This window comes from Paenarthrobacter sp. PAE-2 (assembly GCF_026013155.1).
Classification (GTDB): domain Bacteria; phylum Actinomycetota; class Actinomycetes; order Actinomycetales; family Micrococcaceae; genus Arthrobacter; species Arthrobacter ureafaciens.
Genome location: NZ_JAPDNV010000016.1, coordinates 1 through 25,624, shown reverse-complemented (window position 1 = coordinate 25,624; position 25,624 = coordinate 1). Strand labels below are relative to the sequence as shown.

The following is a 25,624-nucleotide window of genomic DNA, read 5'->3' as shown; positions in this document are numbered from 1 at the left end:
TGACGGGGCCGTGGTTGAAACTCATTCAGGCGACACGCGCAAGCGGTCATTGCATGAGGGAACCAGAGGAAATACCGTCGCAGTAGAGTTACTTGACATAACTATAACCTTCAACTAGAGGGTTAAGGTCCAAGGATTCAAGTTGGACTCGATCGGTTTCGCAATAGGACACAAGCAAGGGGCACGAAACGTGGCAGCACCGCAGAATTACTTGGCCGTCATCAAGGTCGTCGGCATCGGCGGCGGTGGCGTGAACGCAGTCAACCGGATGATTGAAGTCGGCCTCCGCGGAGTCGAGTTCATTGCCATCAACACTGACGCGCAGGCGCTGCTCATGAGCGATGCCGACGTCAAGCTCGACGTCGGACGTGAGCTCACCAGGGGACTCGGCGCCGGCGCCAACCCCGAGGTAGGCAAGCAGGCCGCCGAAGACCATGCCGATGAGATCGAGGAAGTGCTCCGCGGCGCCGACATGGTGTTCGTCACCGCCGGTGAGGGTGGTGGTACCGGTACAGGCGGTGCGCCCGTCGTTGCACGCATCGCCCGCTCCCTCGGCGCCCTGACCATCGGTGTCGTCACCCGCCCCTTCACGTTCGAAGGCCGTCGCCGTGCAGGTTCGGCTGAAGCCGGAATCGACGCCCTGCGCGACGAAGTCGACACACTGATCGTCATTCCCAACGACCGGCTGCTGTCCATCAGCGATCGCAACGTCTCTGTCCTTGACGCCTTCCGTTCCGCTGACCAGGTGCTTCTCTCCGGTGTCCAGGGAATCACCGACCTGATTACCACCCCCGGCTTGATCAACCTCGACTTCGCCGACGTCAAGTCGGTCATGCAGGGTGCGGGCTCGGCGCTGATGGGCATCGGCTCCGCCCGTGGCGAGGACCGCGCCGTCAAAGCCGCAGAGCTCGCCATTGCGTCGCCGCTGCTGGAGGCATCCATCGATGGTGCACACGGCGTCCTCCTGTCCATCCAGGGCGGTTCGGACCTCGGCCTGTTCGAGATCAACGAGGCCGCCCGCCTCGTCCAGGAAGTCGCCCACCCCGAAGCCAACATCATCTTCGGTGCCGTGATCGATGACGCCCTGGGCGACGAAGCCCGCGTCACCGTGATCGCTGCCGGCTTCGACGACGTCAAGGCCACCTCGCCGTCCATGGACCAGTCACGTCCGGCCCAGAACCCGGTCCCGGCCGAGCGTCCCGCGGCACCCGCATCCGCCCCCGCCAGCGCACCTGCACCGCAGCACGCCACGGCAGGAATCGGTGCAGCCGGGCTGAGCAACTGGGGCCAGCAGCGTCCCGCTGCCCTGCCGGCCGACTCGGGTTTCGACGTTGACCTGCCGGCCGTCGTGGAACCGGACCTTTCGGGAAACCGTTCGGACGACCTTGACGTTCCTGATTTCCTGAAATAAGCCGAGGCGAAGGACCCAGTAGCCGGTGTTTTCATGGCGCAGTGAAGTGCGGCCAGGCATCTCCGTAGCGTTCACTGATATGCGCGCCGGTAATCTGGCGCTGCATGTCCGGGACGACCCCCGGCAGGTGGATGAACGGCGCCGGGGCGTCGAAGCCACCGTTGGTTTGGGGGATGCCCGGTTCCAGTACATGAACCAGGTGCATGGCAACCACGTTGCCGTCATCTCCCGTTACGGGCCCGGGCCGACGGCGGATGCCATGGTCTCGACCTCGACCTCGGGCGCGGGATCGGCGCAGCCCCTCGCTGTCATGGTGGCCGACTGCGTTCCCATTGTCCTGGTTGGCGACACCGCGGCAGGGCAGCCCGTTCTTGCGGTGGCGCATGCCGGACGTCCCGGTGTGGCATCGGGAGTCGTTCCCGCAACGGTGGCTGGTATGCGCAGGCTCGGGGCGCTCACCATCAGCGCGTGGCTTGGCCCGTCGATCTGCGGGCGCTGTTATGAGGTGCCCGCTGAGATGCGGGCGGGCGTTGCCGCCGTCGTGCCGGCCACGGCATCGGAGACCTCGTGGGGGAGCCCTGCGCTGGATCTTCCAGCCGGCGTCCGCTCGCAGCTCGCGGATGGCGGCGTGAAGGTGGAGTATTCGGGCGGATGCACGCTGGAGGACGATGGACTGTTTTCCTACCGGCGCGATCCGGGGACCGGTCGATTCGCAGGATTGGTGTGGACCCATGACTAACCAGGAGCACGGCGTTCCGGCGGACCCTGCGGACCCCCGTTCCGCCCAGCTCGCGGCCCGCTTGGCGGAAGTGGACCGGCGCATAGCCGACGCAACCACGGCTGCGGGTCGTTCAAGCAAGCCGAACTTGATCGTTGTCACCAAGTTTCACCCTGCGGCAGATGTCGTCAGGCTGGCTGCCCTCGGTGTGCGGGACGTCGGCGAGAACCGCGACCAAGAGGCTGCCGCGAAGGCGGCCGAGGTTGGCGATCCGCGGGTCCGCTGGCACTTCATCGGGCAGCTCCAGAGCAATAAGGCAAAGTCCGTGGTCAAGTACGCATCGTCGGTGCAGTCGGTTGACCGGATCCAGTTGGTGGATGCACTTGGCAAAGCCGTGGCCCGCCACATGGATACCTCCGGGCGCGCGGAGCTTGACTGCTTCATTCAGGTGAGCCTGGAAGACGACGCCGGTGACCACCGTGGCGGAGCCCGCCCGGCCGATGTGATGAGCCTTGCGGACCGGATCGAGGGGCAGGCCGGCTTGCGGCTGGCCGGCCTCATGGCGGTTGCCCCACTGGGCGGCGACCCCGGGTCGGCCTTCGAAAAACTGGCAGGGATCTCGGAGGAACTCAGGGTGGTGCACCCCGGAGCAACCGCGGTTTCCGCAGGAATGAGCCAGGACCTTGAAGCAGCGATTAAGTTCGGGGCGACACACCTGAGAATCGGCTCCGATATTCTCGGTTCACGTCCGGCCGTGGGGTAGCGTCAAAGTATTGGAATGACGGGCCGGGGTTCCAACACGTCAAGTCATGGCGGCCCGCCTACTGCAGAAACGATAGGAGTGCACCATGGCTGGCGCTCTGCGCAAGACAATGATCTATCTTGGGCTCGCCGACGGCGATGAACACTACGAATCTGAGCAGGCTGTCGCGCCCCACGAAGAAGAACGCCCCCAGTCGCAGGAACGGGAAGAGCGGCGCGCTCCTGCACCCGTCCGGGAAGTTGTCCGTGAAATGCCCACTGTTGACGCCGAAGAGGAATACCGCGCACCCGTGACCCCCATCAAGCGTGCGGCCTCGAGCCGCGAAGACGCCTCTGGCCTGAGGCAAATTACCACCGTCCACCCACGGTCCTACAATGACGCCAAGCTCATCGGCGAAAGTTTCCGGGACGGTATTCCGGTCATCATGAACGTCACGGATATGGGCGAAGCTGATGCCAAACGCCTCGTGGATTTTTCTGCCGGGCTGGTCTTCGGCCTGCACGGCAGCATTGAGCGCGTGACCAACAAGGTCTTCCTGCTGTCGCCGTCGTACGTAGAGGTCATCGGGGACGACAAAAAAGCCAGCGAATCGCAGGCCAGCTTCTTCAACCAAAGCTGAGCACTTCCCTTTTTTTCGGATGCCAGGCGGGCCGACCCGCCTGGCATCTGTGTTGCAATAGTAGGGACCGATCGGTATTCCGAAACAAGTGGGAGATCTGAGCTAACTCGTGGGCATTGTTTTCGGCCTTATTTATATAGTGTTGTTGCTGTTCTTCGTGGCTCTGATCATCAGGTTGGTCTACGAATGGGTGCAGATGTTCGCCCGCCAGTGGCGGCCCCGGGGTGTGGCGTTGGTAACAGCCCACGTGGTGTACTCGCTTACCGATCCGCCCCTCAAGGCTTTGCGGAGGCTGATCCCGCCTCTGCGGCTGGGCGGCATTTCGCTGGATTTGGGTTTCATAATCCTTTTCATCGCTGTCTACATAGGCATGTCGGTGACTGGCGGCTTGGCATAGCTTCCTGCGGTGCTGCTCCGGATGGGCAGCCGCAAATTCTCCAAATCAACACGATGGTGTTGAATTAGAGGAACCAGACGATATTTAGGTACCGTAGTTTTGGACGGCCGGAAGGCCTACTGACTAACTAGACCAACGAGGTGACCAGATGGCTTTGACGCCAGAAGACGTTGTCAACAAGCGCTTTCAGCCGACCAAGTTCCGCGAAGGCTACGACCAGGACGAGGTGGATGACTTCCTCGACGAGATCGTGGTGGAACTGCGCCGTCTGAACCAGGAGAATGACGAACTTCGCAAGAAGCTCGGCGAGGCCGGTTCCGCCGTGCCTGCGGCAACTGCTGCTGCTCCTGTGGTCGAAAAGGTCCCCGCGCCGGTCAAGGTGGACAAGGAAGCTGAAGCCAAGGCAGAAGCCGAGGCCAAGGCTGCTGAAGCTGCCAAGAAGAAGGAAGCCGAGCAGGCAGCTGCCGCGAAGGCGCCTGCTGCAAGCAACACCTTGCCGCCGTCCGCCGAGTCCGCAGCAGGCCTGCTGGCCATGGCCCAGCAGATGCACGACAAGCACGTTGCTGATGGTGCACAGCAGAAGGAAAAGATCATCGCGGAAGCGCAGATCGAGGCCTCCAGCCTGGTCAACGACGCGCAGGAGAAGTCCCGGAAGATCCTCGGGGCCCTCGAGCAGCAGCGCTCCGTCCTCGAGCGCAAGGTGGAGCAGCTCCGCGGCTTCGAGCGTGACTACCGTTCACGCCTCAAGGCGTACATCGAAGGCCAGCTCCGCGACCTCGACGCCCGCGGCTCCGTTGCCGCTCCTGAGGTTGGCGAAGCAACAGCTGACGTTTAGCAAGTATTCTGAAAGCCGGTGGCTGAGGACTCCTCGGCCGCCGGCTTTTGCTGTTAAAGCTCTCCCGCTCCATCACGGTTCACGAATGAAAGCCTTATGACCGACGACCTCACCGACGGCGCATCGCAGCCGGCCCGCACTGCCCAACGCAAGTGGCGTCCCGCCATGATCTGGCTCTTCGCGGGTTTCGCGGTATTTGCCTACGTCTTCGACCAACTGACCAAACTCTGGGTGACCAGCACCATGGTTGAGGGTGAAAGGATTCCGGTCCTCCCTCCTTTGCTGCACTGGTACTACATCCGCAACTCCGGCGCGGCTTTTTCCATTGGTGAGAATGTGACATGGATTTTCACCATCGTCATGGCCGCCGTATCGGTGGCGATCCTGTTCCAACTGCGGAAACTTGGCTCAGCGTGGTGGGCGTTGTCCCTGGGCCTGTTGCTCGGCGGTGCCCTGGGCAACCTGACGGACAGGCTGTTCCGTGAACCGTCGTTTGCCATGGGACACGTGGTGGATTTCATTCAGCTGCCGAACTTCGCCATCTTCAATATTGCCGATTCCGCAGTGGTGTCGGGGGTCGTCATCATCTGCCTGCTGACGTTGCGGGGCATCGGCATGGACGGGAAGCGCCACGTCCCCGCTTCGAAGCACCCCAAGGAATCAACAGAGGGGCAGCCCGGTGAGTGAGTCCGTTGTAGTCCCCGAGGATTTGGCGGGTGCGCGGGCCGACGCCGGACTTGCCAAGCTGCTGGATATCTCCAGGTCCGCCGCGGCCCTGCTGCTGGCCGAGGGAAATGTGACCAGCAGCGGAGCGGTACTGGGCAAATCAGCGAAACTCGTGGCGGGCGCCGTTTTGAGCGTGACGGTTCCGGAGCGCCCGGACCCCTTGGAAGTGGTGGAGGAAGTTGTGGAAGGCCTGAAGATCCTGTTGGATGATGAGGATTTCGTCGTCATCGACAAGCCGGTCGGCGTGGCTGCACACCCTTCGCCGGGTTGGGTGGGTCCTACGGTTGTGGGCGGCCTTGCGGGCGCCGGGTACCGTATCTCGACCTCCGGCGCGCCTGAACGTGCCGGCATAGTCCACAGGCTCGACGTCGGAACCTCCGGAGTGATGGTGGTGGCGAAGACGGAGCATGCCTACACGGTCTTGAAGAAGGCCTTCAAGGAGCGCACGGTGGACAAGGTCTACCATGCCGTGGTCCAAGGCCTTCCGGATCCCTTGGAGGGAACGATCGATGCCCCGATCGGACGCCACCCCGGCCATGACTGGCGGTTCGCCGTGATCGAAGACGGCCGCCCTTCGGTGACCCATTACGAAGTCCTTGAGGCGTTTGGCAAGGCAACGCTGGTGGAGGTCCACCTGGAGACAGGGCGCACCCATCAGATCCGTGTGCACTTCTCGGCATTGCGCCACCCGTGTGCTGGAGATCTCACCTACGGCGCGGACCCCCGCCTGGCAGCGGATCTTGGATTGACCCGGCAGTGGCTGCACGCCCGTCAGCTCGGGTTCAACCACCCGCGCACAGGGGAGTGGGTAGAGGTCACCAGTGAATACCCGGCAGACCTGCAGTACGCCCTTGATTTGCTGGCCAGTGGAGAAGCGTAGTCGTTGACGCGGCCTGCCGTCCGGGTTCTGTCCGACCCGGACGGTAGACTATCGGGGTGAGTTCCAGCAATGATTCGTTCGTCCATCTGCACACCCACACCGAGTACTCCATGCTGGATGGAGCTGCGCGCCTCGGCGAGCTCTTCGACGAGACAGAGCGCCTGGGCATGCCTGCACTGGCCACGACGGACCACGGTTATCTCTTCGGTTCCTTCGACTTCTGGCGGAAAGCCACGGACAAGGGCATCAAACCCATCATCGGCGTTGAAGCCTATGTGACTCCCGGAACCGCCCGCGGTGACAAGGAACGCGTACGTTGGGGTGACGAGAGCCAGCGCAAGGATGACGTTTCCGGTGGTGGTTCGTACACGCACATGACGTTATTGAGCTACAACAACGTGGGCATGCGCAACCTGTTCCGGGCCTCCTCCATCGCCTCGCTGGATTCGGTCTTCGGCAAATGGCCCCGCCTCGATCGGGAGTTGCTCAACACCTACTCGGAGGGTTTGATCGCCACCACAGGGTGCCCCTCCGGCGAAGTCCAGACGCGTTTGCGGCTGGGCCAGTACAGGGAGGCCCTGGAAGCGGCTGCGGAATTCCGCGATATTTTTGGCGCCGAAAACTATTTCTGCGAGCTGATGGACCACGGGCTGGACATCGAACGCCGTGTTACCGGCGACCTCCTGCGCCTGGCCAAGGAACTGAACCTCCCGCTCGTGGCGACCAACGACCTCCACTACACGCACGAGCACGATGCCAAGGCCCACGAAGCACTCCTGGCGATCCAGTCCGGCTCCACGCTCCTGGAACCCACGTATGACAACGGCGGCTCGCGGTTCGCTTTTTCCGGCAGCGGCTACTACCTCAAGTCCCCCCAGGAGATGCGGGAACTCTTCCGCGACCATCCCGAGGCCTGTGACAACACCCTCCTCATCGCTGAGCGTTGCGAGGTTTCGTTCAACACCAACGCGAACTACATGCCGCGGTTCCCCTGCCCGCCGGGCGAGGACGAGACGTCCTGGCTGGTCAAGGAAGTGGACAAAGGACTGGCCTACCGCTACCCCCAAGGCGTGCCGGACAAGGTCCGGAAGCAGGCGGATTACGAGCTCGAGGTCATTACCTCCATGGGCTTCCCGGGCTACTTCCTGGTGGTGGCCGACTTCATCAACTGGGCCAAGAACAACGGCATCCGGGTCGGCCCGGGCCGTGGTTCCGGCGCAGGCTCCATGGTGGCCTATGCCATGCGTATCACCGACCTTGATCCGCTGCAGCACGGCTTGATCTTTGAACGGTTCCTGAACCCGGACCGCGTCTCCATGCCCGACTTTGACGTCGACTTCGACGATCGCCGCCGCTCAGAAGTCATCGATTACGTCACCCGGAAGTACGGGGATGAGCGTGTAGCGATGATCGTTACTTACGGCACCATCAAGACCAAGCAGGCGTTGAAGGACTCCTCGCGCGTCCTTGGCTACCCGTTCAGCATGGGTGAACAGCTGACCAAGGCACTTCCGCCGGCCGTCATGGCCAAGGACATCCCGCTGGCAGACATCCAGAACCCCGAGGCCAAGCGCTACAGCGAGGCCGGCGATTTCCGCCAGCTCATTGCCACCGACCCCGAAGCTGCCAAGGTTTTCGAAACTGCACTGGGCATCGAAGGGTTGAAGAGGCAGTGGGGCGTCCACGCCGCGGGCGTCATCATGTCCTCGGACCCGATCATCGACGTCATCCCGATCATGCGCCGTTTCCAGGACGGCCAGGTCATCACGCAGTTCGACTATCCCACGTCCGAAGGCCTCGGCCTGATCAAGATGGACTTCCTGGGCCTGCGGAACCTGACGATCATTTCCGATGCCCTCGAGAACATCAAGATGAACCGGGGCGTCGACCTCGACCTTGAAAACCTGGCACTGGATGACGCGGCTTCCTATGAGCTGCTGGCGCGCGGCGACACCCTGGGCGTTTTCCAGCTCGACGGCGGACCCATGCGGTCGCTGCTCAAGCTCATGAAGCCTGACAACTTCGAAGACATTTCCGCCGTCCTGGCGCTGTACCGTCCCGGTCCGATGGGTGCGAACGCCCACACGGACTATGCCCTGCGCAAAAACGGGATTCAGGAAGTTATTCCGATCCACCCTGAACTTGCCGAGCCGCTGGAAGATATCCTCGGTGGAACCTTCGGCCTGATTGTGTATCAGGAACAGGTGATGGCCGTGGCTCAGAAACTTGCGGGATACTCGTTGGGCCAAGCCGACATCCTGCGCCGCGCCATGGGTAAGAAGAAGAAGTCGGAACTGGACAAGCAGTTCGCAGGCTTCTCCCAGGGCATGCAGGACAACGGGTACTCCATGGACGCGGTCAAGACGCTGTGGGACATCCTGCTGCCGTTCTCCGACTACGCCTTCAACAAGGCCCACTCAGCCGCGTATGGCGTGATTTCCTATTGGACTGCCTACCTCAAGGCCCACTACGCCCCCGAGTACATGGCTGCCCTCCTCACGTCGGTGGGTGATGACAAGGACAAATCAGCCATCTACCTCAATGAGTGCCGGCGCATGGGCATCACCGTGCTGCCGCCGGACGTCAACGAGTCGTCGCTGAACTTCACCCCTGTGGGGAATGACATCCGCTTCGGCATGGGCGCCATCCGCAACGTTGGCGTGAACGTCGTTGAGGCGATGGTTTCCGCCCGTGCAACGGAAGGGGCCTACACCTCCTTCAAGGACTTCCTCATGAAGGTTCCGGCCATCGTGTGCAACAAGCGCACGATTGAGTCGCTGATCAAGGCCGGCGCGTTCGACTCGCTCGGTCACCATCGCCGGGCCTTGGCGATGATCCACGAAGAAGCCATCGACTCCGTCATTACCTTGAAGCGCAATGAAGCGATCGGCCAGTTCGATCTTTTCGCCGGGTTCGAGGACCAGGAGCCGGAAGCCTCGCTGACCACTGAGATTCCCGACCTTCCGGAATGGGAAAAGAAGGACAAGCTCTCCTTCGAGAGGGACATGCTGGGGCTCTATGTCTCAGACCATCCACTGCAGGGCCTCGAAGGTGTGCTCAGCCAGCACGCAGAACAGTCCATCACGTCGATCATCGCCGAGGACGGACCGCACGACGGCGCGATCGTCACTATCGCGGGCATGATCACCTCCTTGAGCCGCCGTATCGCCAAAGCAAGCGGCAACGCCTACGCCCGCGCCGAGATCGAGGACCTTGGCGGTTCAATGGAAGTCATGTTCTTCGGACAGGTCTATGGTCCGATCGCATCGGTACTGGCCGAGGACTTGATCGTTGTGGTCAAGGGCAGGCTGCAGCGCCGCGATGACGGAGCGGTGACGCTCAATTGCATGGAACTGTCTGTCCCGGATCTCAGTGAGAGCGTCAATGGTCCAGTGGTGATCACGATTCCCACGTTCAAGGCAACCGAGGCGGTGGTGACGGACCTGCGCGACGTCCTGCGCACGCACCGCGGCAATTCCGAGGTGCGGCTCAAACTGATGGGTGACACCAAGGTGGAAGTCATGGGCTTACCGGTGCATATGAGGGTGAACCCCAGCCCGTCGTTGTTCGGGGATCTCAAGGTGTTGCTGGGACCGGCCTGCCTGGACAATTGAGTCCTGCAGCGCCGGACCAGCGCTAAATCTCGTAGTCCAGAGGCGCAGGCTTGCTGTAACTGCCGCTGTGGTAGAGCAGGGGAGTGCCGCCGTCGCCTACCTGGCCGTCGACGACTTCCACCACTACCACTGCGTTGTTCTCGAAGGACAGCCGCATCTGGATCTTTCCGACGAGCCAGCCTGTGACGTCCTTCAGAATGGGAACCTCGTAGGGGCCGGGTTCCCAGTGGTCGCCCTCAAAGCGGTCACGGGTACGGGCAAAGCGATCGGCGAGGGCCTGGTTCTCGAGACCCAGCATATGGACCCCGATGTAGTTGGCGTTTGCCACCGCGGGCCATGAGCTGGAGCTTCGGGCCATGTTGAAAGTGAACCGCGGAGGTTCAGCTGACAGGGAGGCCACCGACGTCGCGGTGAAGCCGAACGGCTTTCCGTTCAAGTTGGCGGTGATGATCGCCACCCCGGCCGCATGGCGCCGGAACATTTCCCTGAAGGTCTGCTCGAAGCCGGGTACTGCATTTGCCACGGTGGTCTGTCTCCTGGGTCAGCGGGGTCTCTCCCTTCAGGGTATGCCTGGCAGCGCCGTCCATCCGCATTTGTGTTGAGCGGGGGTGAACGTTTGTTAATGTGAAGTCCATGACCGAGCCCACTCCGCACCTCATTGCCGCAACCCGGGACACCGGCCCCTCCGCCCCAACGGTGCGCACGGACCGTTTCCGCAAGGACATCGCATGGGTGGCCGCTCCATTGGCGGCCGGAGTGATTACCGGTTTCCTGTGGTGGGTGCTGGCCCCGGGAGGAGGAAACGTGCTGTCCGGAAATCCCGGGCTGGCCAATCCTTCAAATCCTGACTCGTGGTTACCGCGGGATCTGACCCTGGCTGCCCTCATGGTGCTGGACGGTTGCATTATCGGCCTGACCTTGGACGGCAGGCTTGACGGACCGGGAGCCGGGAGGCGGTTCGGATTCGCCTTGGCCGGAGGAGCAGCAGGCGCCTTGGCCGCGTGGGGAGTCGGGCTCCTGGCCGGGCTGCTATGGGGTCCCGCGCCGGAGCCTGGATTGGGGCCGGAATACGGCTTCACGCTGCGATCCTATGCTGCGATCTTGCTGTGGCCGGCCGCCACGGCCTTCGTGACGTTCGCCTTGGCGCTGTTCGGGGTTCTTTCCCGGAAGCCCGTAAAATAGCTCAGGTGAGCTCTCCTTCTGATTCCAATGCAACTGTCACCGCGTCTTTGGACTTCCGCAGCATCGATTTCCGTGGCCGCCGGCTTTCGCTGGCGGAGCTGAAGTCCGCCTTGCCCCGTGCCAAGCATCAGACCATGGCGGACGCGGAACAGAAGGTGCTGGACATCATCGCCGATGTTCGCAGCCGCGGCTTCGGCGCCCTGGCGGACCTGGCAGCAAAGTTCGACGGCGTTGAGCAGTCCCACCCGCGCGTCCCGGCTGAAGAGATCGCCAACGCCTTGCGGCAGCTGGATCCCGGCGTGAGGGCTGCGCTGGAAGAATCCATCACCCGCGCCAAGCAGTTCGCCGAGCGGCAGAAGCCGGCAAATGTCGATGTGCAGCTGGCAGATGGTGCCGTTGTGAGCCAGAACTGGATTCCCGTGGGGCGGGTGGGTCTTTATGTGCCCGGCGGCCTCGCGCCGCTGGCGTCCTCGGTCATCATGAACGTCGTGCCCGCCGTGGCGGCCGGGGTTGAATCAATTGCTTTGGCTTCACCGCCCCAGAAGGATTTCGGCGGCCTCCCGCACCCCACCATCCTTGCTGCTGCTGCGCTCCTCGGCATCGACGAGGTCTATGCCATCGGGGGTGCGCAGGCCATCGTGTCCTTCGCCTACGGAGTTCCGGGCAACGGCACCGAACTGCCGATTGAACCGGTGGATGTGGTGACAGGACCGGGCAACATCTTCGTCGCAACGGCCAAACGCCTGGTCAAGGGCGTCGTTGGCATCGACTCCGAAGCCGGCACCACCGAGATCGCGATCCTGGCGGACGCCACTGCCAAGCCCGCCCTGGTAGCTGCCGACCTGATCAGCCAGGCCGAACACGACCCCAAGGCCGCATCGGTCCTGGTGACCGAATCCGCGGAACTGGCCGGCGCCGTCGTGGATGAACTGAACCGGCAGGCCGCGGCCACCAAACACAGCGCTCGTGTCCGTGAGGCCCTTTCCGGCCCGCAGTCCGGTGTTGTCCTGGTGGATGACCTGGAACAGGGGATCGCGGTGTGCAATGCCTATGCGGCTGAGCACTTGGAAATCATGACCGCCAATGCGCCGGCCGTGGCGGGACGGATCCGGAACGCCGGCGCGATCTTCGTGGGCGATTACAGCCCGGTCAGCCTGGGCGATTACTGCGCAGGATCCAACCACGTCCTTCCGACCAGCGGTACGGCTGCCTTCTCCTCCGGACTGAACGTCACTACCTTCCTCAGGGCAGTCCAAGTGATCAATTATGATCGTGCGGCCCTTGAGCAGGTCAGCGGGCACATCGTGAATCTGGCCGGCGCGGAGGACCTTCCAGGGCACGGAGAGGCTGTGCAAATTCGGTTCGCCGAACGGTCCTGACCACTATATATACGGGCGGCCACCACTACATATAGTAATTACAAGCTTGTCATTAGCCTGTGGGCGACCCTAAAATGGTGCCGGAAGCGAAACTTCCGGCACCATTTTTTATCCGGCGGCTCTGCCGGAACAGCCAAGCCGGAACCATCAGGGAGGCCCAGCGTGTACTGTCCGTTCTGCCGGAATCCTGATTCGCGCGTCGTTGACAGCCGCATGGCCGATGACGGTTCGTCCATACGCCGTCGGCGCCAGTGCCCTGAGTGCGGCCGTCGCTTCACCACTGTGGAAACCACGAGCCTGTCGGTCATCAAACGCTCAGGGGTTGGGGAGCCGTTCAGCCGCATCAAGGTGATCAACGGCGTCCGCAAGGCTTGCCAGGGGCGCCCTGTGACGGAGGACGACCTCGCCATGCTCGCTCAGGAGGTCGAAGAGAACATCCGCTCCTCGGGTGCAGCCGAAATTGATGCCCACGAGGTCGGTCTCGCCATTCTGGGCCCGTTGCGCAACCTCGATGAAGTGGCCTACCTGCGGTTCGCCAGTGTCTATCAGGCGTTCGAGTCGCTGGAAGACTTCGAATCAGCCATCGCGTTGCTGCGCCACGACGGCGGCGCGCACGCCAAGGCCGCAGGCCTCAAGGATGCCAAGAGCGCGGAGAAGAGCCAGCTATAAAAGCTTGATGGCGGCTGCGGAGGGGAAGCCGCAGCCGCCATCTTCATACCCGCACTATGTGGCGAGCTTGTGGTGCAGTGCGACTTCCAGCGCGGCACCCACGATGCCCGCGTCATTCTTCAGCTTTGCCGTGACGATCCTCGTGCGCAGGTCCAGGTGGGGGAAGTATTCGTCCGACCGCTTGGAGATTCCACCGCCGATGATGAACAGCTCGGGCGAGAAGAGGAACTCCACGTGCTGGAGGTAGCGGTTGAGCAGTACTCCGTATTCGTCCCAGCTCAGCCCGTCCCGTTCCCGGGCAACAGCTGAGGCCTTGGTTTCGGCGTCGAAGCCGTCCACCTCAAGGTGGCCCAACTCGGCGTTAGGCACCAACTGGCCGTTGAAGATGAACGCCGATCCGATACCCGTGCCCAACGTGATGACCAGGACCGTCCCGCCGACTCCTTCGCCCGCCCCGTAGCGGGCTTCCGCCAGGCCGGCAGCGTCGGCGTCATTGATGACCTCCACAGGGCGGCCCAGACGCTCTGTGAGCTGCTTGTCGATGTCGGTGTTGAGCCATGACTTGTCGACGTTAGCCGCGGAATGGACTACACCGTGCTGGATAATGCCGGGGAAGGTCACGCCCACCGGCGAATCCGGAGCGGGAGCATCAGGACGCTTTGAGAGTTCCTCGACGATTTCGGCAACTACCTCGGCGACCGCCTCCGGCGTAGCAGGCTGCGGGGTCGGCACGCGGAACCGGTCGCCGATCAGCTTGCCCTTCTTGAGGTCGACAAGGCCGCCTTTGATTCCCGTTCCACCGATGTCGATTCCGATCAGCGGTGCGTGCTTGTAGGTCTTCTCATCCTTTTTGGACAATTCAATTCCGATCATGGCAGGAGGGTTGGACATGCCGCAGCCACGAAAGCTGCGTGGACCTTCCGGAAGTTCTCAGGGAAGGGTAAGGATTTCCGCGCCGGTCTCTGTGACCAGCAGGGTGTGCTCGAACTGGGCTGTGCGTTTGCGGTCCTTGGTGACGACTGTCCAGTCGTCGGCCCACATGTCCCATTCGATGGTGCCGAGGGTCAGCATGGGTTCAATGGTGAAGACCATGCCGGGTTCGATCACGGTGTTGTAAGCGGGGGCTGCGTCATAGTGGGGGATGATGAGGCCCGTGTGGAATGCCTCGCCGACTCCGTGCCCCGTGAAGTCCCTCACCACGCCGTAGCCGAAACGCTTTGCGTACGACTGGATGGCGCGGCCTATGACGTTGATTTCGCGGCCCGGAGCCACGGCCTTGATGGCCCGGTTGAGCGACTCCTGCGTACGCTCAACCAGGAGACGGGACTCTTCATCCACGTCGCCCACCAGGAAAGTGTAATTGGTGTCCCCATGGACGCCATTGATGAATGCGGTGATGTCTATGTTAACGATGTCGCCGTCCTGGACCACTGTGGAGTCCGGGATCCCATGGCAGATGACCTCGTTCAGCGAGGAACACAATGACTTGGGAAATCCGCGGTACCCCAGCGTTGAGGGGTAGGCCTTGTGGTCCAGGAGGAATTCATGCCCTACCCGGTCCAGTTGGTCCGTGGTGACGCCGGGCTTGATGTGTTTCCCCACTTCGACAATAGCCTGCGCCGCGATCCTGGCTGCGACCCTGATTTTTTCGATGGTTTCCGCGGACTTGACCTCGGAGCCCGTGAATTTGGCCGGTGCCTTCTTGCCGACGTACTCGGGACGCGGAATCGACGCCGGTACGGGCAGTTCGGGGCTGACGGTTCCGGGAGTGAGCGTGCCGATGGGTGCGGTCAAAGCGGGAGAAGGCATAGATTGATCATATAAGGCACGCAGGAGACGCAGGTAACAGAGGCCGGGGTCCTCGGCCAAGCCTGCCAAACGTTACGTGCCGCCGGTCCGCAAATGGAGGAGGAAACGTGACGGAGTACTGGTACAACGTCAAGACGCACCAGATCGAAGAGGACGCGATGTCCGACTGGACCCAGTTGATCGGACCGTACAAGACGCGCGAAGAGGCCGAACACGCTTTGGAGAAGGTCCGGGAACGCAACGAAGCCTGGGACGCCCAGGACGACGACTAGAACGAGTGCTCAGGCCCGGGGAATTGCCCGGACCTGACGTCCTCTCCGTAGGCGGCGGCTGCGTCCGTGAGCGTTGACCGCAGGTCCGCGTACTGCTTGACGAATTTGGCCATCTTGCCGCCACGCAGCCCGGCCATGTCCTGCCAGACCAGAACCTGGCCCGTGGTCCTGTTGCCTGCGCCGATGCCTACGGTGGGTACGCGGAGGGCGGCGTCAACAGCGGCCGCGGTTTCGGCAGGGACCATTTCCATCAGGACGCTGAAGGCCCCGGCGTCCTGCAGGGCCACCGCATCATCGATCAGCCGTTGGGCGTCGTCGCCACGGCCCTGGACGCGGTAGCCGCCCAACGCGTGCTCGCTCTGGGGCGTGAATCCGATATGGGCCATCACCGGGACGCCCGCCTGGACCATCGCGCGGACGGTTTCGGCGTAGTAGGCGCTCCCTTCTATCTTGACCGCGTGGGCGAGGCCCTCCTTGAGGAACCGGACGCCTGATGCCACCGCTTGGGCCGGTGAGACCTCGTAGCTGCCGAAGGGCAGATCGGCCACTACCAAGGCACGCTTGGCTGAGCGGCTGACGGCCCTGCACAACGGCAACAGTTCATCAATCGTCACGGGCAGGCTCGTTTCGTTGCCGAAGACATTGTTGGACGCCGAATCGCCCACCAGCAGGACTTCGATTCCGGCCTGGTCAAAGATCTCGGCGCTGTATTGCTCATACGCGGTGAGCATCGCGAAGCGCCGGCCTTCTTCCTTGGCCTGCTGCAAGTGGTGGATACGGACTCTGGCCGCCGGTTTCTTTCCCGTGGGCGGCAGGTGCGCGGCATCGGCAGGCCCCGAACCATAGGGTGCGGGAACTTCGGCGGGCATGCTGGACTCGGGATGGTTGCTTGGGGCCATGGTTAGAGCCTAAGCCGTGCCGACAGCGGCTGCCAGCAGTGTGCCAAGCGTCACCATTTGTAAACGCTGTGTTACGCGGCGCTGCAGCATCGGCATTCGCACGGATTGCTTAGTAGAGTGAAGGCTGAACGCCGCGGCTCCTTCCTGTGGAAGGCGCTGCGTGGATACCGACCGGAAAGAGGCCCCATGGACCGCCAGCAAGAGTTCGTTCTGCGGACAATCGAAGAGCGTGACGTGCGCTTCGTACGCTTGTGGTTCACCGACGTCGTTGGTTCCCTGAAGTCTGTTGCGCTGGCACCTGCCGAGGTTGAAGGAGCCTTCGAAGAAGGCCTCGGGTTTGACGGTTCGGCGATTGAGGGCCTGGCCCGTGTCTTCGAGTCGGACATGCTGCTGCAGCCGGATCCCTCCACGTTCCAGATCCTGCCCTGGCGCGGAGAGACGGAACAGACCTCCCGGATGTTCTGCGACATCCTGACTCCTGACGGTGAACCGTCCGCAGCCGATCCGCGCAACGTCCTCAAGCGCACCCTTGCCAAAGCAGCCGACATGGGCTTCACCTGCTACACGCACCCCGAGATCGAGTTCTATCTCCTCAAGTCCCAGGAACTGGGTGCCAACGGGGCCCCGGTACCCGTTGACGAGGGCGGGTACTTCGACCACGTTCCCGGCGGCGTTGCCCAGGACTTCCGCCGGACCGCCGTGACGATGCTCGAGTCCGTGGGAATTTCCGTGGAATTCAGCCATCACGAGGGCGGCCCGGGCCAAAACGAAATCGACCTCCGTTATGCCGATGCCCTGCAAACCGCGGACAACATCATGACGTTCCGCACCGTGATCAAGGAAGTTGCCCTGCAGCAGGGAACGTACGCGACCTTCATGCCCAAGCCCTTCACGGACCACCCGGGCTCGGGCATGCACACCCACTTCTCGCTCTTCGAGGGCGATACCAACGCGTTCTTCGAAGCGGGCACCGAGTTCCAGCTTTCCAAGACGGCCCGGCAATTCATTGCCGGCATCCTGAAGCACGCTCCGGAATTCACGGCAGTGACCAACCAGTTCGTGAACTCCTACAAGCGGCTCTGGGGCGGCGGCGAGGCGCCCAGCTACCTGAGCTGGGGCCACAACAACCGCTCTGCCCTGGTGCGTGTTCCGTTGTACAAGCCGGGCAAAGGCCAATCGGCGCGGATCGAATACCGCGGCATCGACTCCGCCACCAACCCATACCTTGCCTACGCCGTGCTGCTTGGCGCGGGACTCAAGGGCATCGAGGAGGGCTACGATCTTCCCGCAGCCGCTGAGGATGATGTGTGGTCGTTGACGACGGCCGAACGCAAGGCCATGGGCCACGCTCCGTTGCCGGCCAGCCTGCATGACGCCATCCGCGCGATGGAGGAGTCCGAACTCGTGGCCCAGATCCTGGGCGAGCAGGTCTTTGAGCATTTCCTGCGGAACAAGCGTGCCGAGTGGCAGGACTACCGCCTCCAAGTCACTCCGTACGAGTTGCAGCGCAACCTCGGCATTCTCTAGGGAGGCGCTGTGAGCCTGGCGCGCCGGCTCATCTCGGCTGGCTTCAGTGACCTGGAAAAGGGCGAGAGGTTCCTTTCTGCCCCGGAGCTGGACGGCATCGAACAGGAAGCACTGTTTGCGGGACTGTCGATGGCGGCGAGCCCGGATACTGCCCTGCAATCGTTGGTCCGCCTGATTGAGAAGAATCCCGGGCTCAAGGAACTGGCGGCTGCGGATCCGGACACCAGCGAGCCGCTCTACCGGTTGCTGGGTGCCTCCGAAGCGCTGGGGGAATTCCTCCTGCGACGGCCCGAGCACTTGGACGTCTTCCAAGGGAAAGTCAGCCCGGAACCCCTCCAGGCTTCCAGCGAGCAACTGCGCGCAACACTGCTGCGTTCGGTCAAGGCGGAGCCCGGAGCACATCGTCCTGTTGCAGGGCTGACGGGAGTTCCGGCGTACACGGCGCTGCGCACGGCCTACCGCCGGGGATTGGCTGAGCTGGCTATCAAGGATCTGTGTGCCGCCTCGCCGGAGGACTTCATGCCCATGGCCGGGGCTGAACTGGCGGACCTCGCCGGGGCGGCCGTTGAGGCCGCTTTGGCCGTGTCCCGGGCAGAGGCGGCCAGCCAGTTCGATGCCGCGCAAGTAGCCGACGTCGGGTTGTCAGTTATTGGCATGGGCAAGTGTGGCGCCCGGGAGCTCAACTACATTTCCGACGTCGACGTCATCTACGTGATCGAGTCGCAGGACCTTGACGACGCCCGCGCCTCGACCATCGGCACAGCGCTGGCATCAGGCATTTCCAGGGCGATCTCATCTCCGGCTCCCGAGCCCGGCCTGTGGGAGGTGGATGCGAACCTCCGCCCGGAAGGCAAGTCCGGTCCACTCGTGCGGACGTTGGAATCACACCTGAGCTATTACGCCCGCTGGGCAGAAAGCTGGGAATTCCAGGCGCTGTTGAAGGCGAGGACCATCGCTGGGGACACGGACCTGGGCCAGCGCTATGAAAAAGCCGTCGAACCGCTGGTGTGGGCTTCGGCCGGCCGGGACGGTTTCGTGGAGTCAGTGCAGGCCATGCGGCGCCGGGTGACCGAGCACATCCCCGCCGCCGAGGAACACCGCCAGATCAAGCTTGGCCGGGGCGGACTCCGGGACGTTGAGTTCACTGTCCAGCTCCTGCAGCTGGTCCACGGCAGGTCCGACGAATCCTTGAGGTGCCGGGACACGACGTCGGCCATCGCGGCACTCTCCGCCGGCGGCTACATTGGCCGCGCCGACGCCGCAGCGTTCGATAGCGCCTACCGCTACTTGCGCGTGCTTGAGCATCGCATCCAGCTTTTCCAACTCAGGCGCACCCACTTGATGCCGGAAACCGAGGACGCGCAGCGGTTCCTGGCCAAAGCCGTCCTCGGGCCGTTCTCGCATGGGCGCCCCCACCCCGACCAGTTGATCGCCGCATGGCAGAAGACCAAGCGCTCGGTCCGTGAACTTCATGAGCGCATCTTCTACCGGCCACTGCTCAACACCGCGGCGAAGCTCAGCACCGAGGACGCAAAGCTCAGCCCGGAAGCAGCCGAGGGCCGGCTTGCCGCGCTCGGGTATCTCGATCCCAAGGGTGCCATGCGGCACATCGAGGCGCTCACCGCCGGGGTCAGTCGGCGGGCAGCCCTGCAGCGCCAACTGCTGCCCATCCTGTTGGGGTGGCTTGCCGATGGCGTGGATCCCGATGCCGGCCTGCTTGCGTTCCGCAGGGTCAGCGAAGCGTTGGGCACCACCCACTGGTATTTGGGCCTTCTGCGGGATTCGCAGGCTGCTGCGGAGAGGCTGTGCCACGTCCTTGCCAACTCGCGCCTGATTTCGGATTTGCTGGAGGTGTCACCGGAATCCGTAGCGTGGTTGGGCAGCGACAAGGATCTGGCACCCGTGCCGTTCTCCGCGCAGTGGCAGGAGATCAAGTCCAAGCTGTCCCGCCACCCTGATGCGGGAAGTGCCATGCGGCTGATCCGCCTCATCCGGCGCAGGGAGATCCTTCGAACCGCCATTGCGGACAGTTCGGGACTGCTGGACCAGGACGCCGTCGGGCTGGCGCTGTCAGAGGCGGACCGTGCGGCGGTGCTGGGGGCCCTGCATGTGGCCGAAAACGCCATCGCGGAAGACGGCCCGTTGAAGACCGACGTTCTGGTGGTGGCCATGGGGCGACAAGGGGGTCGCGAAATCGGCTACGGATCGGACGCGGACGTCATCTACGTGCACCGGGCCCGCCCCGGATTCAGCGACGCCGAGGCACAGGAACAGGCGGCCGCGATTGTCGCAAGGATATCCAGCCTCCTGACGCAGCCGCTGAAGCCGGCAATCATGGCCGAGCGTGTTCTCCAAGTGGATGCCGACCTGCGTCCCGAGGGCAAGAACGGCGCCATGGTGCGCTCCTTGGACTCCTATGCCGAGTACTATCGCCGTTGGTCCTTGATCTGGGAGGCCCAGGCGTTGCTGCGCGCACGTCCCATGGCAGGCTCGGATGAATTGGCTGCCGACTTCATGAGCTTGATCGATTCCATCCGGTACCCGGAGGAGTTATCGGACGCGGACGTGCGCGAAATCCGGCGTATCAAGGCCCGTGTGGAGTCCGAGCGCCTTCCCCGCGGCGCAGACCCGGCCCGGCACGTGAAGCTTGGCCGTGGCGGGTTGAGCGATGTGGAATGGCTGGTTCAGCTGCTCCAGTTGCAGCACGCCGGGAAGCATCCGGAACTGCGGACCACGTCCACGCTGGAAGCACTCGCCGCCGCTGAACAGCTGGGTTTCATTGACAAGAACGACGCCGGACTGTTGCGTCAGGCATGGCGGCTCGCCAGCCGGATCCGGTCGGCCAACGTCATTGTCACCGGACGCGCCTCCGACCTGCTGCCCTCCTCGCGGCGGGACCTTGAGGCTGTGGCCCGGTGGTGCCGTTACGAGCCGGGAGCGGCCGGCCGGTTCGAGGAGGACTACCTTCGCCTGAGCCGCAGGGCGCGCGGCGTTTTCGAGAAAAAGTTCTATGGCAACTAGCTCTGTATGGCTCATTCCCCTCAAACTCCTGGATGAGGACGCACGGGCCATCCAGTTGGCGGAAGTAGCGGGCCTGCGCATCCTCCCGGAGCAACAGGACTTCGTGGGGGATCCCCTGCGGATGATGCTCGTCGCCCTGGATGAGGGTTCGCGGTTCCCCTATGTCATCGAGTCTGCCGGCAAAGCTGTTGGGGTTCTGACCCTCCAAGCCGGAGCGGCCACTCTTGCCGGGTGGGAAGATGACGATTCGGTCTGGCTGCTCAGGGGATTCCTCATAGACTCCCGGTGCCAGGGCAAGGGTCTTGGCCGCCAAGCGGCGGCAGCGGCCCTGCTGGAGGCGCGCAGGCTGACGCTGCGGCACCGTGGCGGGCAAACCGGCGTCGTACTTTCCGTCAACGAACGGAACCCGGCAGCGCAGGCGGCGTATGCCAGGGCCGGCTTTATTGACTCCGGCCGCTATCTCGGGGGAGATGCCGGACCCCAGAGGATCATGCACGCAACTTTCCTGAACGAGGGCAGGACATAGAACGACGCCGGAAGCAGCTGTTCGGCGGCCCCGTTTTGCCCTATGCTTCATCCCGTGACGGTCAGAAGAGACCCGGACGGAGCATGGTACTCCGACGCCCTGTGCTTCCGCTGCGCGCAGGCGGGGCCGCATTGGAAATCACGTCACGCCCTTGCCGGGGAGTATTCCTGCCGGCGTTGTTTTGCTACCTTCGCGGACGTGGAACCGGCGGGCAGCAAACACACGGTCCTTGGACAGGGACTCGCAGTCCCGGAACCCGTACAAGTCTTCGAAACCAAGTAGCGGCACCACCGATCCGCTGAAAAAACGAGTACACGCTACTCGTGCCACTGCTGGTGGCCGTTGGGCAGCATTAGGGCTATGACAGCCTACGTGATCGAATCATCAGCCCTGGTGCACCGCTGCCAATGCTGCGGCGAGGAAACGGACAAGGTGTTCTGCAGTGACTGTGCGGCCCCTGACGAGCCGGGAAAGTCGCCAACCATCAAACACTGAAGTGCGGCAAATTCATAAGTCCCCTTATAGACTCATCGGGTAGATGTTCTCAAGGAAAGGGGAAGTACATGGATTACAACGCAAGCCCTTCAGAGCGGGCCGTGCGGGCGGGCGACCTCGATCGGCGCCACGTCGGTCAATCGGTGAGCTTCCAGCCGAATGACTTCACTGTGGTGTTCGGTACCATTGCCGGCATTGCACGGACCGAGGCCTTGGTGTACTTGTCCCTGGCAGGGGTGTCCGGCGGCACCCATTTGAAGGATGAGTACGATCTGACGGTCGATCACGAGGTCTACCTGCAACTGGATCCGCTGAGCAGCGCCGAGAAAGGCTTTGCGGAGGCCGCGAAAGCCGTCAAGGAGAAGCTGGACGAGTTCGGCCGGAACATCCGTGACCGGGACCAGAGCAGGGAATCCGAGTAGGTTCCGTTCGGATTCTTCCTGAAACAAACACAAAGGCCGCCCCCGGTGATCCGGGAGCGGCCTTTGTGTTTGCGTAGAGATTAGACGCCGTAGTAGAGCTCGAACTCGTACGGGTTCGGGCGCAGGGACAGCGGGCGGATCTCGTTCTCGTACTTGTACTCGATCCAGGTGTCGATCAGGTCCTGGGTGAAGACGCCGCCGGCCTGGAGGAACTCGTTGTCCTCGCGGAGGGCTTCGAGTGCTTCTTCCAGGGAACCCGGAGCCTTGGGGATGTCCTTGGCTTCCTCGGCGGGGAGCTCGTAGAGGTCCTTGTCGATCGGAGCCGGGGGCTCGATGCGGTTGCGGATGCCGTCAATACCGGCCATCAGCTGGGCTGCGAACGCCAGGTACGGGTTGGAGGAGGGGTCCGGCGCGCGGAACTCGATGCGCTTTGCCTTCGGGTTGGATCCGGTGATCGGGATACGGATACCGGCGGAGCGGTTGCCCTGCGAGTAGACCATGTTGACCGGAGCTTCGAAGCCCTTGACCAGGCGGCGGTAGGAGTTGACGGTCGGGTTGGTGAAGGCAAGGACAGCCGAAGCGTGCTTCAGCAGGCCGCCGATGTACCAGCGGGCGGTGTCGGAGAGGCCTGCGTAGCCCTTCTCGTCGTAGAACAGCGGCTCGCCGTTGCTCCACAGGGACTGGTGGCAGTGCATGCCCGAACCGTTGTCACCGAAGACCGGCTTCGGCATGAAGGTTACCGACTTGCCCCAGGCATCGGCCGTGTTCTTGATGACGTACTTGAACTTCTGCAGGTCATCAGCAGCAGCAGTCAGCGTGGTGAACTTGTAGTTGATTTCAGCCTGGCCCGCCGAACCTACTTCGTGGTGCGAACGCTCAACTTCGAGGCCTGCCTTGTCCAGCTCAACGCACATGGCGTCACGGAGGTCAGCCTGCTTGTCGGTGGGGGAGACCGGGAAGTAGCCACCCTTGACGGGGGTCTTGTAACCGAGGTTGCCGCCCTCTTCCTTGCGGCCGGTGTTCCAGTGTGCTTCTTCGGAGTCGATCTTGTAGAAGCTGCCCTGCGGTGAGGATTCGTACTGGATGTTGTCGAAAACGAAGAACTCAGCCTCGGGTGCGAAGAACGCGGTGTCGGCGATGCCGGTGGAAGCCAGGTAGGCCTCAGCCTTCTCCGCCACGCCGCGGGGGTCGCGGTGGTAGGGGTCACCCGTACGGGGGTTGACGATGGAGAAGTTCAAAGCCAGGGTCTTCTCGATCCGGAACGTGTCAACGAAGGCCGAGGTCACGTCCGGGATGAGCTGCATGTCGGATTCGGCGATGCCCTGGAAGCCGCGGATGGAGGAACCGTCGAAGAGCTGACCGTTCACGAAGAAGTCGAGGTCGACGCTCTTGGCCGGCACGTTGAAGTGCTGCTGGACACCGGGGAGGTCGGTGAAGCGGATATCGACGAACTTGACGTCTTCTTCTTTGATGAACTTGAGGACTTCGTCCGCAGTCTTGAACATCTATGCTCCTTATGCATATCAAGTAACAGGCCGGGAAGGCCGCGTGGTGCAGCACGGGCCGGGGATCTGGAGACGCAGAAACTCCCCTTGCCTCGGTGGCTGGCAACTCCTATCACCTTAGGGAGACGGGATTTCCCGGGAATGTCAGTATTGTTTCCGGGAGGTTACAGAATCATCTGTTGTGTAAACGGTAGTCGGCTTGCGGGTGTCAGGTCCACCAGGTCCGCTGGCTAAACACGGCCAACGGATTCCACAGCTCCGTGCAGATGCCGGCCGGCACCCCTGCGACGTTCGAACAGTTAAGCTTATGGGGTGGTTGATCGCAAAGACATAGGCTCCTGGCTCAGTGGACCGGACACATCCGGCATCTCCAAATATCCCGGTGAACGATTGGGACTTCCTGAATCCGGGCCAGGCTCCATCGCCCGGGCCGGACGGCGCATCCTGGGCATCGTGATCGACTGGACCATAGCGTTGGTCATCAGTAACTTCGCGTTCGGTGGCAACCAATGGGCCACCTTGGCCGTTTTCGCGGCAGAGCAGATACTCCTCATCGGCACGCTCGGATACAGCATTGGCCACAGGGTGGCCGGAATCCATGTTGTACGCCTCGGTGGGAAACCGGCCGGCCCTTTGGCCGCACTGGTCCGCACCGTGCTGTTGTGCCTGGTTATTCCCGCGGTGGTCTTCGATCCGGACCAGCGAGGTCTCCATGACAAAGCCATGAATACCATCCTGATCCGGATGTAGCCAAACCCTGCCCAACAAAAAGCCGCCCCGGCGCTTCGCGTGATGTGTCACTCGGAGCCGGGGCGGCTTTTTTGTTTCGGATCTTTAGCGGCCGCGTGCAGCCTTGCGGTCCGGACGGGCCTTGTAGGGATCGATGCCCTTGGGGATCGGAAGGCGGTTGCCCAGGGAGTTGATCCGCTTGGACACGGCGTTCACTTCCACCTTGGTCAGTTCCTTCTTCATCTTGCCCATGGTCTTGGCAATCTGGTTCAGCGGCACCTGGCCTTCGCCGCGGCCGGACTCGATCACGTGGATGCTGACGTTGGGGAGAATACGGGTCAGGCGCTTGCGCTCTCCGTCCACCAGGGTCTTGACGCGATGGCTGGGACCCTCGCTGACCAGGACAACTCCGGGACGTCCGATGGCCATAAAGACGGCGTCCTGGGTCCGCGGGTTCACGGCAACAGGCTGGTCCTGCGTGATCCACCCGCGGCGAAGCGTACCCAATGCGGCACCCGAGGCGCCCGGCTGGTTCTCGATCTGGGCGAAAGCTGCGCGCTCAGCCCTACGGGAAAGGATGAAGACCGCGGCCAGCAGCCCCAGCGGAATGCCGATAATGAGGCCGGTAACCCAGTTTTCCAGAAGGAAGCCGATAAGGAAGGCAACGGCTACCACGGCAAGGAACGCCAACACCATGATCCATACAACCTGTGGATCATTGCGCCGGGTCATCTTGAAGACTTCGGCGATCTGCTTCAGCTGGCTGGGCTTTTTGGCCTTGGCTTCTTTGGGCTTGCGCTGGAACAGGCCACGCTTGGGAGCGTCGGCCGAAGGGGTCGAGTTGCTGGAGTCAGGGGATTTCGCCATAGTGCCTTAATTCTACGTGATGCATGCACCAGCACCGGAACCTCCGGCACCGGTAAGTGTTCTTACAGGCGCCGGAGGCTCCGATGGTTTGGTTCGTCTTCTGTTTTGGATGCTGTGTTTGGTTAGCCGCAGGCCGGTTTAGCCGTGGGCGGCGAGGATGGTGGAGGCTTCCTGGCGGGTAGTGCCGGAGGATTCGATGTGGGCCAGGGCTTCGGGGATGGCCCAGCCTTTCTTGCGCATCGCGGTGGCCCAGAGGCGCCCGGCGCGGTAGGAGGAACGCACCAAGGGCCCGGACATGACGCCGAGGAAGCCGATCTCTTCGGCCTCGTGCTGGAGGTCCACGAATTCCTGGGGCTTGA

The 25,624-nt window shown here is 62.8% G+C and carries 24 protein-coding genes and 1 pseudogene; 18 read left to right on the top strand and 7 right to left on the bottom strand.

The genetic code is table 11. The annotated features are described in order from the left end of the window. The first annotated feature begins 190 nt into the window (after positions 1-190). From ftsZ to dnaE, 9 genes are all read left to right on the top strand, one after another. Positions 191-1,411, top strand: coding sequence for a cell division protein FtsZ (gene ftsZ, locus OCL88_RS11775; protein WP_031216808.1), 1,221 nt, complete (start codon positions 191-193; stop codon positions 1,409-1,411). Positions 1,412-1,436: 25 nt separating this feature from the next. After that, positions 1,437-2,150 carry a polyphenol oxidase family protein gene (locus tag OCL88_RS11770; protein WP_264962629.1) on the top strand — a complete coding sequence of 238 codons (714 nt, stop codon included), beginning with the start codon at positions 1,437-1,439 and terminating at the stop codon, positions 2,148-2,150. After that, complete coding sequence (locus OCL88_RS11765) at positions 2,143-2,892, top strand: YggS family pyridoxal phosphate-dependent enzyme (RefSeq protein ID WP_264962628.1); 750 nt, start codon at positions 2,143-2,145, stop codon at positions 2,890-2,892. The genes OCL88_RS11770 and OCL88_RS11765 overlap by 8 nt, the downstream gene beginning before the upstream one ends. An 85-nt stretch (positions 2,893-2,977) precedes the next feature. Then, the gene (locus OCL88_RS11760; RefSeq protein ID WP_021473359.1) at positions 2,978-3,511 is read left to right on the top strand and encodes a cell division protein SepF; all 534 of its coding nucleotides are present in this window, start codon (positions 2,978-2,980) and stop codon (positions 3,509-3,511) included. A 109-nt stretch (positions 3,512-3,620) separates the two neighbouring features. Next, positions 3,621-3,908 (top strand): YggT family protein, encoded by a 288-nt coding sequence (locus OCL88_RS11755; protein ID WP_021473358.1) that lies wholly within the window; start codon positions 3,621-3,623, stop codon positions 3,906-3,908. Positions 3,909-4,056: 148 nt separating this feature from the next. Beyond that, complete coding sequence (locus OCL88_RS11750; RefSeq protein WP_021473357.1) at positions 4,057-4,743, top strand: DivIVA domain-containing protein; 687 nt, start codon at positions 4,057-4,059, stop codon at positions 4,741-4,743. A gap of 96 nt (positions 4,744-4,839) precedes the next feature. Beyond that, entirely contained in the window at positions 4,840-5,430 is a 591-nt protein-coding gene (gene lspA / locus OCL88_RS11745) for a signal peptidase II (protein ID WP_021473356.1), read from the top strand. Continuing rightward, positions 5,423-6,349, top strand: coding sequence for an RluA family pseudouridine synthase (locus OCL88_RS11740; protein WP_021473355.1), 927 nt, complete (start codon positions 5,423-5,425; stop codon positions 6,347-6,349). Before lspA ends, OCL88_RS11740 begins: the two co-directional genes overlap by 8 nt. A 56-nt stretch (positions 6,350-6,405) precedes the next feature. Then, positions 6,406-9,963, top strand: a complete 3,558-nt coding sequence (gene dnaE, locus OCL88_RS11735; RefSeq protein WP_264962627.1) for a DNA polymerase III subunit alpha — start codon at positions 6,406-6,408, stop codon at positions 9,961-9,963. A gap of 22 nt (positions 9,964-9,985) precedes the next feature. Here the strand turns inward: dnaE and OCL88_RS11730 are convergent, their stop codons facing one another. Next, complete coding sequence (locus OCL88_RS11730) at positions 9,986-10,444, bottom strand: flavin reductase family protein (RefSeq protein WP_052474160.1); 459 nt, start codon at positions 10,442-10,444, stop codon at positions 9,986-9,988. Between the two features lie 152 nt (positions 10,445-10,596). On the opposite strand from OCL88_RS11730, the gene OCL88_RS11725 reads away from it, so the two are divergent. The 3 genes from OCL88_RS11725 (at position 10,597) to nrdR (ending at position 13,193) form a co-directional block, all read left to right on the top strand. Beyond that, entirely contained in the window at positions 10,597-11,145 is a 549-nt protein-coding gene (locus tag OCL88_RS11725) for a hypothetical protein (RefSeq protein ID WP_264962626.1), read from the top strand. Between the two features lie 5 nt (positions 11,146-11,150). After that, positions 11,151-12,524, top strand: a complete 1,374-nt coding sequence (gene hisD, locus OCL88_RS11720) for a histidinol dehydrogenase (protein ID WP_264962625.1) — start codon at positions 11,151-11,153, stop codon at positions 12,522-12,524. A 162-nt stretch (positions 12,525-12,686) separates the two neighbouring features. Further along, entirely contained in the window at positions 12,687-13,193 is a 507-nt protein-coding gene (gene nrdR / locus OCL88_RS11715) for a transcriptional regulator NrdR (protein WP_031216805.1), read from the top strand. A 54-nt stretch (positions 13,194-13,247) separates the two neighbouring features. Here the strand turns inward: nrdR and ppgK are convergent, their stop codons facing one another. After that, complete coding sequence (ppgK, locus tag OCL88_RS11710) at positions 13,248-14,051, bottom strand: polyphosphate--glucose phosphotransferase (protein WP_410868265.1); 804 nt, start codon at positions 14,049-14,051, stop codon at positions 13,248-13,250. Positions 14,052-14,123: 72 nt separating this feature from the next. After that, positions 14,124-15,002 carry a type I methionyl aminopeptidase gene (gene map / locus OCL88_RS11705; protein WP_264962623.1) on the bottom strand — a complete coding sequence of 293 codons (879 nt, stop codon included), beginning with the start codon at positions 15,000-15,002 and terminating at the stop codon, positions 14,124-14,126. A 107-nt stretch (positions 15,003-15,109) separates the two neighbouring features. Between map and OCL88_RS11700 the strand changes: the two genes are divergently transcribed. Then, positions 15,110-15,274 carry a hypothetical protein gene (locus tag OCL88_RS11700; RefSeq protein WP_021473347.1) on the top strand — a complete coding sequence of 55 codons (165 nt, stop codon included), beginning with the start codon at positions 15,110-15,112 and terminating at the stop codon, positions 15,272-15,274. Here OCL88_RS11700 and panB read toward each other — a convergent pair. Continuing rightward, the gene (gene panB, locus OCL88_RS11695) at positions 15,271-16,173 is read right to left on the bottom strand and encodes a 3-methyl-2-oxobutanoate hydroxymethyltransferase (protein ID WP_264962622.1); all 903 of its coding nucleotides are present in this window, start codon (positions 16,171-16,173) and stop codon (positions 15,271-15,273) included. The genes OCL88_RS11700 and panB overlap by 4 nt on opposite strands. A gap of 186 nt (positions 16,174-16,359) precedes the next feature. Between panB and glnA (OCL88_RS11690) the strand changes: the two genes are divergently transcribed. From glnA (OCL88_RS11690) to OCL88_RS11675, 4 genes are all read left to right on the top strand, one after another. Next, the gene (glnA, locus tag OCL88_RS11690; protein WP_021473345.1) at positions 16,360-17,700 is read left to right on the top strand and encodes a type I glutamate--ammonia ligase; all 1,341 of its coding nucleotides are present in this window, start codon (positions 16,360-16,362) and stop codon (positions 17,698-17,700) included. A 9-nt stretch (positions 17,701-17,709) separates the two neighbouring features. Beyond that, positions 17,710-20,721 (top strand): bifunctional [glutamine synthetase] adenylyltransferase/[glutamine synthetase]-adenylyl-L-tyrosine phosphorylase, encoded by a 3,012-nt coding sequence (locus OCL88_RS11685; RefSeq protein WP_264962621.1) that lies wholly within the window; start codon positions 17,710-17,712, stop codon positions 20,719-20,721. Continuing rightward, positions 20,711-21,247 (top strand): GNAT family N-acetyltransferase, encoded by a 537-nt coding sequence (locus tag OCL88_RS11680; protein ID WP_264962620.1) that lies wholly within the window; start codon positions 20,711-20,713, stop codon positions 21,245-21,247. Before OCL88_RS11685 ends, OCL88_RS11680 begins: the two co-directional genes overlap by 11 nt. A gap of 563 nt (positions 21,248-21,810) precedes the next feature. Continuing rightward, positions 21,811-22,164: a hypothetical protein gene (locus tag OCL88_RS11675; protein WP_264962619.1), complete on the top strand. Its 354-nt coding sequence runs from the start codon at positions 21,811-21,813 to the stop codon at positions 22,162-22,164. An 80-nt stretch (positions 22,165-22,244) separates the two neighbouring features. Here the strand turns inward: OCL88_RS11675 and glnA (OCL88_RS11670) are convergent, their stop codons facing one another. Continuing rightward, positions 22,245-23,669 (bottom strand): type I glutamate--ammonia ligase, encoded by a 1,425-nt coding sequence (gene glnA, locus OCL88_RS11670; protein ID WP_021473341.1) that lies wholly within the window; start codon positions 23,667-23,669, stop codon positions 22,245-22,247. Positions 23,670-23,981: 312 nt separating this feature from the next. Here glnA (OCL88_RS11670) and OCL88_RS11665 point away from each other — a divergent pair, with 312 nt between their 5' ends. Next, positions 23,982-24,419, top strand: a complete 438-nt coding sequence (locus OCL88_RS11665) for an RDD family protein (RefSeq protein ID WP_021473340.1) — start codon at positions 23,982-23,984, stop codon at positions 24,417-24,419. An 84-nt stretch (positions 24,420-24,503) separates the two neighbouring features. Here OCL88_RS11665 and OCL88_RS11660 read toward each other — a convergent pair whose 3' ends face one another. Both OCL88_RS11660 and OCL88_RS11655 read right to left on the bottom strand, forming a co-directional pair. Then, positions 24,504-25,265, bottom strand: a complete 762-nt coding sequence (locus OCL88_RS11660) for a DUF4191 domain-containing protein (RefSeq protein ID WP_264962618.1) — start codon at positions 25,263-25,265, stop codon at positions 24,504-24,506. 138 nt (positions 25,266-25,403) lie between these two features. Further along, a pseudogene (locus OCL88_RS11655) lies at positions 25,404-25,624 on the bottom strand (lipoyl synthase); the annotation flags it as partial.